The sequence below is a fragment of the Salmonirosea aquatica genome (genome assembly GCF_009296315.1).
GTDB lineage: Bacteria > Bacteroidota > Bacteroidia > Cytophagales > Spirosomataceae > Salmonirosea > Salmonirosea aquatica.
In genome coordinates this window covers 246,360-260,452 of sequence record NZ_WHLY01000002.1, presented here as the reverse complement: position 1 = coordinate 260,452, position 14,093 = coordinate 246,360, and the positions used below count along the sequence as shown (strand labels likewise).

The window sequence follows — 14,093 nt, the reverse complement described above, 5'->3', positions numbered from 1 at the left end:
ATGCAGGCAGACGAGTATTTACGGCATATCGCGTTCGATTCGGTGATTTTTGGCTTTTCGGGGGAGAAACTGAAAATCCTGATTCTGGAATTCCACAACACGGGCCTGTTTGCCCTGCCGGGAGGGTTTGTCCGCAAAGACGAAAACCTGAACGATGCCGTGCGGCGGGGCCTGAAGGAACGAACCGGGTTGGATAACATCTACCTGGAACAATTCCATACCTTCGGCGATGTAGCCCGCTACAAGCCCGAAATCATGGAGCGGATCATCAACGCCAATAAAATACCCGAAGTGGATCTGTCGTGGCTGCTCGAGCGTTTCGTGTCGGTGGCCTATTACGCGTTGATTAACTACGAGAAAGTAGTGCCCACACCCGATGCCCTGTCGGATACATGCACCTGGTACGAAGTGGACGCCCTGCCTACCCTCATGCTCGATCACGCGCAGATTGTGCAAAAAGCCCTGGAAACCCTGCGGAGCAACATCAGCCGCAAACTGGTGGGAGGCAACCTATTACCCCCGCGTTTCACGATGAAAGAACTACAGCAGGTCTACGAAGCCATTTTGGGTGAAAAACTCCACCGGGGTACCTTCCAGCGGAAAATGCTGGGATTAGGCGTGCTGAAGCGGCATGAAAAGCAGTACTCCGGCGCGGCGAACAAAGCGCCGTTCTTGTATAGTTTTGAGTGAGGTACCTGATTGCCAAATTACCTTTTCATAAACAAAGGACGATTCTTCGGGGGTACCCTTGGATCAAAAGGAAAGATTACCGGAAGATTTTACCACTTTTTTCCAGCTCCTTGTACTTTTCAATGTACATTTTGTCCAGGGCTTCGGAGTCTTTGTATTTCACCCGCAGAGCAGCTAGTTTCTTATGTAGTTCGTCTCGGACATTCGCATATTTCGGGTCATTGTACACGTTTTTCATCTCATTCGGGTCGTTGAGGCGGTCGTACAATTCCCACTCGTCGATGTCGTAGTAGAAATGGATCAGTTTGAATTTCTCCGTCACGATGCCGTAATGCCGCTTCACCATGTGGACGCTGGGGTACTCGTAGTAGTGGTAGTAGGCGGCATCCCGGAAATTCTGCCCCTGACCCTTGAAAATAGGCACCAGACTTTCGCCCTGCATATCGGCGGGAGCCGCAATGCCGGCCGCATCGAGGAACGTCTGGGCGAAGTCCAGGTTCTGCACCATCTGGGTGTTTTTCGAGCCGGCTTTGATGACGCCCGGCCATTTGATCAATAGCGGCGTTTTGAACGATTCATCGTAGATAAAGCGCTTGTCAAACCAACCGTGTTCGCCCAGGTAGAAGCCCTGGTCGGAGGTATAGACCACGATGGTGTTTTCGTCCAGTCCGTTCGCTTTCAGAAAATCGAGTACCTTACCTACCCCTTCGTCTACCGCCGCGATCGAGCCCAGATAATCCTGCATGTAGCGCTGGTACCGCCATTTCATCTGGTCGGTCCGTGACATCGAGGGGTACCTTTTCATGAATTCCTCGTTCATTTTACCGTAGGTGGCATCCCATACCTTCCGCTGCTCGGGATTCATGCGCCCCACCGTGTTGGTATAATTGGCCTTGTCGTACGAGTGCGATTCCTTGATGCCCAGCTTATCCATGTTTTCGGGAAAAATCTTGGAATCGCCCGCCCAGTTCATGTGTTCGAGCAGGTTCATTTCCTGTTCGTGCGCCGCCCGGCCGCGTCCTTCGTAGTCGTCGAACAGCGTAGTAGGTTCCGGGAAAGAACGGTTGATAAACTCCTTGTAATGGCGTTCGGCGGGGAGCCATTCGCGGTGCGGCGCTTTGTGCAGGTACGCCAGGAAGAAAGGCTTGTCTTTTTCCCGCTCGTTTTTCAGCCAGTTGATCGTCATGTCGGTGATGAGATCCGTCACGTAGCCGGTCAGCGTGATTTTTCCTTCTTTTTTGGTAATGAAATCGGGGTTGTAATAATGTCCCTGATCGGGCAGGATCTTGAACTCATCGAAGCCCTTGGGGTTGTTCCCGAAGTGCAGCTTGCCAAACATAGCCGTCTGGTACCCATTGGCTTGCAAAATCTGGGGAAAGGTAACGTTGGTCGTATCAAACGGGAAATAGTTATCGACCTTGCCATTGAGATGGCTGTGCTTGCCCGTCAGAATCACCGCCCGCGAGGGCGCACAGATGGAGTTGGTCACGCAGGCATTGGTAAAAAGCATCCCTTCCTGGGCAATGCGGTCGATGTTGGGCGTCTGCAAAAGTTTGTCGCTATAAGCCGAAATGGCCTGGTAGGCGTGGTCGTCCGACATGATAAAAAGGATGTTTGGATGCTTGGGCTCTTCTTTCTTACAGGAAAAAAACAAGGTGGTAGTTACCGCGGAAACCAGGCAAATGAGCAGGGCTTTTTTCATTTGGATTGCTTTTGAATCGGACATGGAGAATGTAGACAATAGAGCAGGCAGAATAGGAAAAGTGATTCCATAAGGTCCCAATTCGTGGATTCCTACTCAAAAATCATCGCGAAAAACTAATGGCGGGTAGGGTACCCACGCTCTTGCCAACTTGTTCGATTAACAAATATCGATGACGGATTTTCCTAAAAGCCACAGAATCAGATCTTGAACTGAAGCGTCAGGTAGTAGTTCCGCTTGTCGGCGGGGAGGATGCCCGGACCAGGGTACCCATCGGCGCGCCGGGTAAAATACCGGCTGTCGGTCAGGTTGTTGACACCTGACGAAAGCGTGAACAGCCGCCAGCTGTAGCGCGCGCTCAGATCCATGACCGAAAAAGCCGGGATCGCACCATCCACCGCCGTGGGGGTCACTTCCGTATTGGTGGCATCGGAGTACTGCTTGGTCTGAAAGGCAAACTGGTACGTCAGATTGAAGCGGGGGGTACCTGTACTGAGCCCCGTGCGAAACAATACGGGGGGTACATTCTCGACCAGTTTGTTGGCAATGGCCGTATTTTTCGTATTAATGTACCGGGCGTCGATCAGGGAAAGGCTCGTGTATAGGCTGAGTTTATACTTGGATTTTCCCTGGGTCAGCGCTTGGAGAATATCGCCATCGAGCAGCAGTTCCAGCCCCAGGTTCCGGCTGTCCGAAACGTTGGTGCGCAACCGATAGGTCATATAACTGCTGTCCGTAGAAAAAATGGAGCCGATGCGGTCGTTGTATTTCAGGTAAAAAACGCTGATATCGGCGTACAGCCAGTTCCGAAACGTACCCCGCAGCCCCAAGTCCCCGTTGAAGCCGGTTTCGTCCTTAAGATTGGGATCGACCCGGGCGTTGGTATTGACCACCCTGATGTCGTTGAAATTAATGGAGCGGTAATTCTGCGAAATATTGGCGTAGAATTCGGCGTTCCGCCCGAACTTCCGGCTGGTGCCGATGCCCAGCAGCATAAAGGTACGCGGATTGGTGCGGGTTTCGTAAATTTTCTCGTTGGGAATGAATTTGTTGACCTTGAAATAGTACCCCTCGGCTTTGGTATTGATGTATTCAAAACGCGCGCCCGGGGTGATGCTCCAGTTCTTACCGATCCGGAAAATATTTTCGGCAAAGAAAGCCAGATTCGTACCCGGAAAGCAGAAACTGGATTTATTAGGTTCAGAATCCAGGAATTCAAAATCGGGCCCTTCGCCGTTGTTGCCATCGCCCTGTTTCCGTACGGTAAGTCCCCGGTAAGCCCGGCCGCCGATCAGGAAGGTGTTGTCCGGCTGGCCGAACAGGTTGTACTGGTGAATGAACCGCAGTTCGCTGCCCAGGTTGTTGTACCGGTCGGTCATGTAGTCGCGGTTGACCCCGAAATCGGGCCGGTTGATGTAGGTCAGCGCGCCGATGGCTTCCCGGCCTCCCTGCAAGGTGTAGTTGCGCCAGTTGAGCCGGGTGGTTTCGCTGATTTTGTAGTCCAGATTCAGACTCACCAGATTCCAGTCGACCTGAAACCAATTCCGGGCGCGGACCGACACCGAAGCATCCTCTGCAAATTGCGCGTCCGTCAGGCCGCCGGGTTGCTGCGCCAGGTAGCGCATGTGGGTGTATTCCCCCGTCACTTTCAGTTTTGGAGTCAGGTCGTAGGCCAGGTGGAGGTACCCGTTTTGCTGGGTGTAGTGGCTGTTGGGTCGCCAGCTGTCGCCGCGCTTGTACTGGAAAAAGGTGTAGTAGTTGAGTTTGCCCTGCGCCACCGTTCCGCCCAGGCTGTTGAAGGAATTGAACAAGCCGAACGAACCCCCGGTCTGGCGCGTGGTGAATTCGATCAGCTTGGTGCGGGGACCCTCCTGCATGATGAAGTTCACCAATCCGCCAAACTGCGGCCCGTATTGCAGACTGGCCGCTCCCCGGATGATTTCGATCCGGTTGAGGGCTTCGGCCGAGGGGGTATAGTAGCTTTCGGGGTACCCCAGAGCATCGGCGCTGATGTCGTAGCCGTTTTGCCGGATATTGAAATTGGATGAGCGATTGGGACTCAATCCGCGGCCTCCGATGCCCAGCTGCAGGCCGCCCCGGTCGTATTCCCAGATATTCAGCCCCGGAATGCGGGCGTAGATCTGCCGGGTGTTATTGGTCGCCAGGTTAGCGTTCAGGTTCCGGACGTTGATCAGTTCGGTTTTCTTGCTGGCGTAGATGGCCGTACCCGATACATCGTTCAGGCGGCCCGAGACGGTTTCGGTATTCCGCCCGATCACGACGACCTCGCGGCTGAGCACACTGACTTCCTCCTCGAGCCGGATGTCGAGCCGTATCGGCTGATTGGTGAGGTCCAGCGAATCGATATAGGTTTTGTACCCCAGCAAACGTACCTCTAGGCGATACTGACCCGGCGTCAACTTACCAAATCGGAAAAATCCGTTGTCGTCGCTGATTTCAATCGCCTCGGTAGGATACAGGCGCACCACGGCCCCCGGAATGGCCTCGGTACCTTCACGGAGGGTACCTTCCACGGCGAGGGATTTCTGACCGTAAGTCCAAGCAGCCAGTGAAAAATAAACGAGTAAAAAGCTGATACACCGAATCATGGTAAGTTGTTTTCGTAGGGCAAAACCCAGTCGTAGGGGCGCCAACTTAATTTTTTAGCCGCCAGATCCACCGTTGAATCGATGAACAGGCGGGAGGGCTCGCCGTTGAGCGTGACGTAGACCTCAGCGTAAACCCGGGGATTTTCGATACCCTTTTTCTGGAAAATGTCGGCTAGGTAGCTGGCGTATTTCAGGATCAGATCGGGCTGCGTGGCCATCATTTTTTCCTGTAAAGGAGTCAGATATTGCTTGTTGTCCACCGCGTACGCCTTTGTTCCGGTCTGATCTTTTACCGTAAAGTAGGCGGCTCCGGCTTTTTCCATCAGCATGACTCGCCACGAGAAGCGGTACCCTTGCTCGGTCCAGAAGAGTTTTCCCGGATACAGCAGGAAGCGTAATGGAAGCAGGAGCTGGAAAAAAACGTACACGCCCGCCAGCAGAGCCACGGCCTTCGGACGATTGAACCGGTAGGTACCCCAGGCCAGCGAATTTTTGGGAAAGGGCAGGTACCCCAGAAACCGGGTGTGGAATTCTCCCGAAAAGAAAATCAAACTACTGAGTATCATGACGTACGGAAACAAGCCGATGCCCGGGAAAAACAGAGCAGTGGCCCCGTGGAACGCCAGTACGAACAGGTAGGCGACCGGCCGGGTCTTTCGGTTCAGCAGAAAAAAGACGATGAACAGATCGTAGCCCGCGCCGAACCAGGAGAACAGGTACGCCACCCAGTCGTCGTACATATAGGGCCCGATCAGCGGCAGGTGGCTTTTGGCCGGAAGCCAGGTTTTCATCGGTTCCGCCCGGAGCAGCCAGTCGGCGTTGAGTTTGGCGAGCCCGGCGAATACGTACACCAGCCCCATTTGAAAACGCAGAATGCCGATGGTCCAGGCGGGTACTTGCGGCCGTGGTTTTATCCAACCCCCGTACGCATCGAGGGCATAGTGCCGGTTGGCGGGTAGCCAGACCAGCAGGAAAGCCACCAGGCTGATAAAGTAGTAATGGTTGAGGTAGGTGGTGACGTCCAGCAGCTCCACGTAGGTGAAGCCGAGAAAGAAAATCACCGCCGCTGCCCGATAGAACAAGCCCAGCGCAATGCACAGGGAAGCCAGGAAGAGTAGCAGAAAAAGCAAGTGCATGCCGGTGTCGCCCAGCGGGTGCACCCACCCAAATCCCCAGTAGGTAAAATGAAACGACGGTGTCACGTACACGCTGGTGATCCAGCCCCGCATCCAGAAGCGGAGCAGACTGTAGGCCATCAGTAACCCAAACGTAATCCGAAAGGTGGCCAACGGAGCGATGGAAACCGGACGATTACCGTGGGGTACCCTAATCGCCATCATTGTCCTGGTAGGTGATTTGCACCGAAGTAGCCGAAGCCACATCCGTCTTGATCAGCGTCAGCAGTTTCTGTGCCTGCCGGTAAGCTTCTTCCACCGCAGCGGGATTTTTGGAAAAAGACTCCGTCATGGGCTGGGGAATGGCCTGGAGCGCCGCAATGGCCACATCGAACTGAGTTAATACTTGATTGGCGAGGGCCTCTTTTCCCAGCAGAACGAGGTAATCCGCAATTCCATCGCCTTCTGCGCCGGCAAAGTATTTCTTCAGACTGGTCAGGTTGGCCACGGCCAGGTCTTTGGTCAGGCCCGAATAGTACCCTTCGGATTTATCAGCAAATACCATCCCGTTGGACAATTTGCCGAAGGGCCAGCCGATGCGCGGGCCTTTCAGGGCATCCATTTCGTAGGCAAACTGGTTGACCAGAAATCCGATGGAACTGCCCACGTCTGTCTTGAGGGAATTGATGAACGTGGTGCGGTAGGTACCCTGCCACTGCGTGGAGGTATTCGCCACCAGCCCTTTCATGCGGGACATGACATTCCGCACGTATTTTTTCCGGGCCGCCGCATTGGGCCCCGTAAACTTGCCAACTGCACCGGGCTCGAACAGCAGGTAATCCAGCGCCGGAAAACCCTGGATGCTGTCGTTGACCACGGGTAATTCGAAATTGTAGGTACCCGAAGCCACGGCCTGCTCGATTTTGGCCGGAACCGCGGGAAAGGTGTTGAGGTAACTATTGAGCAACAGCGCCCCCGCCGGGCCAAAATAGGCGGCGGCGGTACCCTCGAAACTCAGGTAAGCCGCCCGGTAGGCGGGCCGGACTGCCTCTTGGGTCGTAGTAGAGGGATTTTCCAGAAAAGCGTTGACTTGGGTTTCCAGGGTCGTTAGTTGGGTGGTCAAGTCCGTGTAAGCCGGGATGATGATCCGGTCGGCGTAGTTAGTCAGCATCCCGGACTTGAAAGTATCATTGCCGGATGGGGTAGGGTCGGGGGTACCTGTTTTGTCCGAGCAGGCGTAGAAAATCCCACCGGCGAGCGCCAGCAGGAAGGGGAGAATTAGGCGGGGGTACTTCATATGGGTATCTAGATTGATCGGGCACTTTTAAAAACGTTGTGGCAAAGCGTCCGATTTGAACGCTTTGCCACCGTACTTCTGCAAAAACCAGGATTAGGGTTGTAGTTTGCCGTAGGCTTCGGTAAGGATAGCCTGAGCCTGCTTCAGCTTGGCGTTACTGGCATCCTCCGCCAGGGTATAGAAGCTGGTATCCATAATCGAAGCCAAAGTCTGGTAGTTGGCGGCAGTCAGTTGGCTGCTGGCCGGACGGTACTTCAGCGCGATTATAAAGCCGGCTCCTTCCGAAAGTCCGTGGAACTTCGAATCCAGCGCCGTCTGGGTTTGGGGCGAGGTTACGTAGTTGTAGGCCGCCGCCGCGAGCGTCTTTTCCAGGTATTCCTTGATGGTGACGATGGCCGCATCGCGGGCCGCGTAATCTTGGGCCGAAATCGCGGCGCGCCCGGTCCGGAACGCCTCGAACACCCGGCCACCCGCCTGAATGTACTTGCCCCGTTCGGCAAAATAGCCACCCATGGCCAGGGGACGATCGGCCCGCACCGGCTGGGTATTATAGCTGTACGCCGTGTCGTAGTCCATCGGAATGCCCACGTAGCCAAAGGCCAGGTCCCAGTTGTGCTCCATGGCGGTACCTTGTCCGGGAACCACCGTCGTGTTGTTGTCCGTAGGGATCTTGTCGAGAATAGCGACCACGTTGTGCAGCACCAGTCCGCCCATCAGGCCCTTGGCTACCGACTGGTTGTATTCCAGTCCTTTGTAGTTGAAAAGGCGGTTGCCGATTTTACCCGGTACCCCTTTGGAAGCGGCCGCTTTGTTGAATTGACTGACGTACACCATGGAATCGGCCAAAGCCTTGAATAGCAGGGCATCGGCCGTTTTGCCCGACAGATTGTACGTCAGCGTGTTCAGTTCGTTGGCAGGGTAGGGGATGTTGCTGGCCAGTTCCGCCGTGAAGGCATTGTTCGTATTGTTCCAGAGGTAGTTGACGGTATCCGCACTGAGGACGCGCGAGGTACCCTTGCCCAGGTAGGACTGGAAGCCCTGCCACATGCTGATGCGGCTGGCGGATTCCTTATAATCCACATTCTCGAAGTCATAGGTGGTAGGTACCGTATATTCCTTGGGACCATCCGGATCGACTCCGGTATTGTCGGTACAGGAAAACAGCAGGGCGGCGAGCGCCAGGGTAATAAGGGGAGTGATTTTCATAATAACAGCAGGTTTGACACTAGAATTTTTGCCAAAGGTAACTGTTATTAGCAAACAACTTTTATTTAGAATGAATAAAAATAAAAAAGTACGGGCTTCGTTTTGATTCTAATAAAACTGGCGAAAGCAAGGATGACGCCATTTCGCTGGGTTTCAACCCTTTTAGGGGATGAAAACTTTTAATTTAAGACCTGCTAATTTTTTTCAGCCTTCGAGGTCCTATTTCCTCACTAAAATTGGCCATTCACTCACTTTCTAAATTTTATGGTACAATAATTGTTTAATTTTACGAAAAAATTGCATCGACCCATTCCCTACCTGTTACACACTAAACTCTGTCTTTTGTGGCTGTGACTAGTATGAAAATTCCCTCCTTTTTAATTGTCTTCTCGTTTACCGCACTCTCCTGGCTTTTGCTGGGGTACCTCCTGCGTCTGGCTTTCCCCACAATTTCCGTGATGGTCTTTCTTTTCATCGGAATGGGACTGGGGCTGTTGATCGCTACCCTGATGAGTCTTGTTCACGAGGAGGTTGTTCCCTCACCCACTGGCCAGGCCGAACGGGATGGAGCTGCGTCCCGGGGGTTCGAGCTCCCCTCCCCCCTGAAACCTACCCGCTACGAAGGTAGGAGTGGGATTTCGGGACCGGTAATCGCTACCGTGTGAGTCAACAGGAGTTTGGTTAGATGCGTTAGTCCGTCTGCTGGAGCCGACGCCATTGGTTGGCCAGGTAGGAGTGGTGGTACTGCCGGAGCCGCTCGTCCAGCTGATAGCCCAGCCGGTACCGGTTCCCGATGCCATACCCCCGGGCATAGGCATATTCCCAACGGAATTCTTCGGTCGTACGCAGCCGGGTAGGGCCCAGGCGTGCAATTTTCCCCGGCGGAATCGGAACGGCGAAATTGAAGCCGAGGGTGGAGCCATTCTGGGTGGCAATGGCAAAGAGAGCGATTTCCACGTTGGCGAATTGCCGGACAAGGTCCATCCGCGCGCCCCAGTCGCCATCGAGGTAGCGACCAGCGGTCAGTTTGGTGGTGAAATCAAAGCGGTTGAAGCGGTAGGCCACATTGCCCAGCAGCAGCAGTTCATCCGGGTTCGTGTAGTAGATTCCTCCCTTCGGATAGTAATAAAAGCCCGTCAATCCAGCCTCGAACCCGTAGGTCCAGCGGGCATTCAGGTTGGCGTGCTGGTATTGTACGTTCAGGCCGTAGCGGTCGCTGCGGAACAGGCCCGCCGAGGCAGAAATATAGTGGTCGCCCGGCAAGGCCAGAAACTGATTGAGATAGAGCGGGGCGGGACGGATGCTCTTGGGGCGACCGTCCAGATTATTCATGACGGGAAACAATACCCCAAAATTCAGGGCCATGCCGGGCCAGAGGTACACCTGACTTTGCAACATCAGGCTGATCATGGCCTGCACCGTCTGGGTCGGGTTGCCGAAGTTGGCGATGACTTCGGGCTGGAGGCGGAAATCGAGCAGGTAGTTCCAGGGACGGAAACGGTAATTCTGACGGTAGGCCTGACGTTCCTGCGACGTGAGCGGACGGTAGGATAAGCTGTCTGCCAACCGATATACCCCCACGGATACCCCCTGAATCAGCGGAATCAAATTAGTGTTATTTCCCCCGGCCGGACGCATGCGCACTAAACCTTCCAGCGGATTGCGGTACAGGCGCTGTTCGTAAAAAGCGCCCGTGGAATCACGACTGACGTTCTCCATCTCCCCTTCGCGGGCGGACTTATCCTGTGCGAACACGCCTTGCAGGAGACACAGCAGGAACGGCAGCAAACTAACGCTTTTCTCCATAGATTTTTTTTAGGCGGCGGGATGGTTTCAGCAGCGCGAAGGAGTATGCCGTACCCACGGTAACCTGATCGAAATTGATGAGGCCGGCCTGCAAATTCCAGCGCTGGAAAAGACGCGTATACAGGCCCACGTTCACATGTTTGGAGTCAGATTCCAATAGCAGCCCCGCCCGTTGCCGGTAATCCAGCCGAATCCCGCCGAAGGGACCGACGAGGTAATGGTTATCGTGAATATATTCACTTTTTTTCTGCCACTTGAAGCTGCTGAACGCATGGGCATTGGCCGTGACTTTGGCATCGCGGTACACGAAGTAGGGACTGCCCAGTCCCACCGTAATCAGGGCCTGCCAATCGCCACGCAGGTTGAAGGTTTTAGTAGCTACCACCACCTGCGTCAGCATGGCGGCATCCACCGTGAAAGGGGATGACATCACCACCGCCACCGCCGGCCGGAGACGTCTTTCTTTTAGCAAAAGGTACCGGAAATCCAGTTGCCGGTCCCCCACATCCTTGATGACGGGAAACTCAGGCCTGGAAATTGCCTTCAATACGCTGATGTTCACATCCAGTCGGGGCAAGATCGTTAAGTTGACGTATGCGATCGCTTCGGCGTTGCGGCCTGTGGTACTCAATGCATAATCGATGGGATTGTAATTGACCCCAAACCGTAAGGTACCCTCCGCGGTGGAATCCGCCGTGGGGACGTAGAGCAGGCCCGGCTTACCCGACAGGTTTACCTGCCCCCGGCCCGAAAGGGACATTCCCAAAAAAAAGAGCAAGGGCAGGAATATCCTACCCTTGCTCTTTTGTAAAATCAAAATTTGTGCCATACAGCCACGTTAGGAAGGAAGCAACCAGGAATTAGCTGCCGATACCCTGCTGGTATTCACAGTTAGCAATGTACTGCTGACGGGCTATTTCGGCTTGTGCCACGGCCGCGTCATAGTTGGCTTCAATTTGCGCTTTATTAGCCTCATACGCGGCTTCATTCGCCGCCAGGGCAGCCCGTTCGGCCTGGTCACAAGCCCGCTTGTCAGCGGCTTCCATTTGGGTAAAGTCAGCTAGCTGCTTGGACAGGCTGGCGTTCACCAGGGCAATCAACAAGCGTTTTACGACGGCTGAGTTGCTGGGGTTGGAATTGATCGCGGCGATGTTGGCCGCGGCTTGTTGCTGGGCAGCCACCCGTTGTGCGCTGTAACTCGCTGTCACGCCACTTTTGCAGGTAGCCGTACCCGCTTTAATGGAAGCGATGTTACTTTTGTTGGTAGCGGCGGCCGCGGACAGCTGGTTTTTCCGTTGATCTTTCAGTTGGTCTAGCGTGGCCTTATAGGCTTCTTGAGCCTGCTTCTTACACGTATTATCCGCTTTTTTGTCGGTGCTGCCGGTATTGACATCCCGCTCGGGCACAACCACGGGGAAGGCAATTTCCTTCACGGTAGGCAGTACCATTTTGGGTAGGTAGGTAGACAGGACGGGGTTCGCAATGGCGCGGTCGAGCGCGGCCTGCAAGCCAGCGGACAAGGTACCCCCTGTTTCCAGGGCCTTCAGGTCGGCGGGCGTCATCTCGGCCAACTGAGCAATGTCCTGCGCGGAAAGAGCAGCTGATACGTCGTCAGCGGCGCGCTGCACGGTGGAATGATTACCGCTCTTCAGGCCCGCCTGAACGTCCAGGAGTTTCGTGGAAGGAATCAGGGCGGAGGGCGTACTCACTACGGCTTCGGGCTGCGTAGCCGGGGCGGTTTTCATCTTGATGTCCGAGAAGCCCTTGAGCAATTCGGCGTTAGGTCCGGTAGGCAGGGGATCCGTGACCCGCTGGCAGTTGTACATTACGAGCATGAGTGCCAGGCTCGCCAGAGATAATAAGCTACTACGTTTTTTCATGAGTAAAAAGTGGTTAAAAAGATTTGTTTCGGATTACTAGTGATTGGTTTTTGGGTAATGAATTTATATACTGGATTTTGGATTCGTTTTATTGAGCTGATGGCTATTGGCTTTATCAAGATTCTGAAAATTACATTCGTTTATAGGCTGGAATAGCCAACAGCTTTTCACTTTCCCCTCCCCGCCACCATGATCTGCATCGTAATGGCAATCAGTTGCAAATCGTACCAGACACTGTACTCCTTGAGGTACTGTAGGTCGTGCCGCATTCGCAACAGATTCAGGTGCAGGCTGTCGGCGTAACCCACTTTCAGCTGGCCCACCGAGGTGATACCCGGCTTCACGGTCAGCAGTTTCTTAAAATGAATGGGATCGGCCGCCATCAGCATGTCCACATCGTAGTGGAAAAGCGGCCGAGGACCTACCACTGACATTTCCCCACGCAGCACGTTGATAAACTGAGGCAACTCGTCCAGTCGGGTCCTACGTAAAATGCGACCCAAAGGCGTTACCCGCGGATCGCCATCCCCCTGCGAATGTTGTAAACCCAGGCTATCGGCATCGGTGCGCATGGTGCGGAACTTATAAATGTAAAACCGCTGACCCCAACGGCCGGTACGCTCCTGCCGGAAAAAAATCGGGCCCGGCGAAAAGAACTTCTGCAATAGCATGATGGAGCAAAAGACCGGTGCGCCCGCCAGCATCACGAGCAGGGAGAAAGCCAGATCGAACGCCCGCTTGTAGGCTTCATCCCGGCTATTGGAATAGGGCTTGGTCGAAACTTCAATCACGGGCACCACGTCATGGTACTCCATGGTTGCCTGATGGGCCACAAAACCCCGGAAATCGGGCACCAGGCGAATCTGCGCCCGCTGCCGCTGTCCCATGTCGATGATGCCCCGAATCTGCTCCGGGCTCAACGTGGTCATACAGCAGTACAAAAAATCGGGTTTCTTTTCTTCAAGCAGCTTTTCCAAGCGGATCAAATCCTGCTCCATGTTTTCGTCCCGAAACTCGAAGGTACCCCGGAACTCAAAACCCAACTCCGAACGCTCACGGTATCGTTCCCGCAAGAAAATGCCCAGGTCGCAGTTGCCCACGGTCATAAACCCGCTAGCGTTGTGGCCCGCGGCCCGGTAGGTACGCAGGGCTTGTAAAATCAGGAGCCTGAGGATGCAACCCGTTAGGCCCAGGCCGAGGATGGTGTAGCCAAGCACCACCCGGGATATGCTTTGACCGTACTTGGAAAAATACAGCAAAGCCGTGATGACGAGAATAAACAGCAACAGCGCTTTGAAGAAACGACTCAGCAGGATATCGGCCGTAAAGTCCAGGCGGGAGATTTTGTAGACCCCCAGAAAATGGGTCAATCCCAGCCAACTCAGATTCAGCGTGAGTTGTAGGATAATGTAGACATCGTTGAGTTCCTGACCCCGGGAGTGAGTAGCGTACGAGAATAGGAAAGCCAGGTTAAGGAGCAGAACATCGATCCAAAGATTGTAAACGGCAAGGCGGCTTTGGTAATTGGGTTTCATAATCGCGGGGTGGGGACTAATGGTAAACTTCACAAATTAAACTTAAAGCCGAAAAGGATAAAGCGGACCACGGGTGAAAGATAAGAGCTTCTTGGGGTATTTTCCAACACGGAGCCACTTTTTTTTCGATAGAAAGCAAATAATCAGTTGATTGTTTGTATTATATTATTTTATCTAAAATAAATTATAAGTAAAACATAATATCCTAAAACGTTTTTGGCTGACTGATCTGACTCATCCAACAGGTTGACAA

11 protein-coding genes are annotated in these 14,093 nt (G+C 53.9%); 2 read left to right on the top strand and 9 right to left on the bottom strand.

Going from position 1 to position 14,093, the window contains the following annotated elements; all coding sequences use genetic code 11:
* On the top strand, positions 1 to 690 hold the full coding sequence (locus GBK04_RS02005; protein WP_152765767.1) for an NUDIX hydrolase: 690 nt from the start codon (positions 1 to 3) through the stop codon (positions 688 to 690).
* Between the two features lie 76 nt (positions 691 to 766).
* Here the strand turns inward: GBK04_RS02005 and GBK04_RS02000 are convergent, their stop codons facing one another.
* From GBK04_RS02000 to GBK04_RS01980, 5 genes are all read right to left on the bottom strand, one after another.
* Complete coding sequence (locus GBK04_RS02000) at positions 767 to 2,416, bottom strand: sulfatase family protein (RefSeq protein ID WP_373330641.1); 1,650 nt, start codon at positions 2,414 to 2,416, stop codon at positions 767 to 769.
* 176 nt (positions 2,417 to 2,592) lie between these two features.
* Positions 2,593 to 5,001, bottom strand: a complete 2,409-nt coding sequence (locus GBK04_RS01995) for a TonB-dependent receptor domain-containing protein (RefSeq protein ID WP_152756398.1) — start codon at positions 4,999 to 5,001, stop codon at positions 2,593 to 2,595.
* A complete protein-coding gene (locus GBK04_RS01990) occupies positions 4,998 to 6,341 on the bottom strand; it encodes an HTTM domain-containing protein (protein ID WP_152756396.1) in 1,344 nt (447 codons plus the stop codon). Before GBK04_RS01990 ends, GBK04_RS01995 begins: the two co-directional genes overlap by 4 nt.
* Entirely contained in the window at positions 6,328 to 7,413 is a 1,086-nt protein-coding gene (locus GBK04_RS01985; RefSeq protein ID WP_152756395.1) for an imelysin family protein, read from the bottom strand. The genes GBK04_RS01990 and GBK04_RS01985 overlap by 14 nt, the downstream gene beginning before the upstream one ends.
* A gap of 93 nt (positions 7,414 to 7,506) precedes the next feature.
* Complete coding sequence (locus tag GBK04_RS01980) at positions 7,507 to 8,619, bottom strand: DUF4856 domain-containing protein (RefSeq protein ID WP_152756393.1); 1,113 nt, start codon at positions 8,617 to 8,619, stop codon at positions 7,507 to 7,509.
* 359 nt (positions 8,620 to 8,978) lie between these two features.
* Here GBK04_RS01980 and GBK04_RS01975 point away from each other — a divergent pair, with 359 nt between their 5' ends.
* On the top strand, positions 8,979 to 9,284 hold the full coding sequence (locus tag GBK04_RS01975; RefSeq protein WP_152756391.1) for a hypothetical protein: 306 nt from the start codon (positions 8,979 to 8,981) through the stop codon (positions 9,282 to 9,284).
* Between the two features lie 25 nt (positions 9,285 to 9,309).
* Here the strand turns inward: GBK04_RS01975 and GBK04_RS01970 are convergent, their stop codons facing one another.
* From GBK04_RS01970 to GBK04_RS01955, 4 genes are all read right to left on the bottom strand, one after another.
* Positions 9,310 to 10,425 carry a YjbH domain-containing protein gene (locus GBK04_RS01970; protein ID WP_152756389.1) on the bottom strand — a complete coding sequence of 372 codons (1,116 nt, stop codon included), beginning with the start codon at positions 10,423 to 10,425 and terminating at the stop codon, positions 9,310 to 9,312.
* Complete coding sequence (locus GBK04_RS01965; RefSeq protein WP_152756388.1) at positions 10,409 to 11,254, bottom strand: YjbH domain-containing protein; 846 nt, start codon at positions 11,252 to 11,254, stop codon at positions 10,409 to 10,411. Before GBK04_RS01965 ends, GBK04_RS01970 begins: the two co-directional genes overlap by 17 nt.
* 31 nt (positions 11,255 to 11,285) lie before the next feature.
* Positions 11,286 to 12,305 carry a hypothetical protein gene (locus GBK04_RS01960; protein ID WP_152756386.1) on the bottom strand — a complete coding sequence of 340 codons (1,020 nt, stop codon included), beginning with the start codon at positions 12,303 to 12,305 and terminating at the stop codon, positions 11,286 to 11,288.
* 167 nt (positions 12,306 to 12,472) lie between these two features.
* Positions 12,473 to 13,840, bottom strand: a complete 1,368-nt coding sequence (locus tag GBK04_RS01955) for an exopolysaccharide biosynthesis polyprenyl glycosylphosphotransferase (protein WP_152756385.1) — start codon at positions 13,838 to 13,840, stop codon at positions 12,473 to 12,475.
* Positions 13,841 to 14,093: the final 253 nt, after the last annotated feature.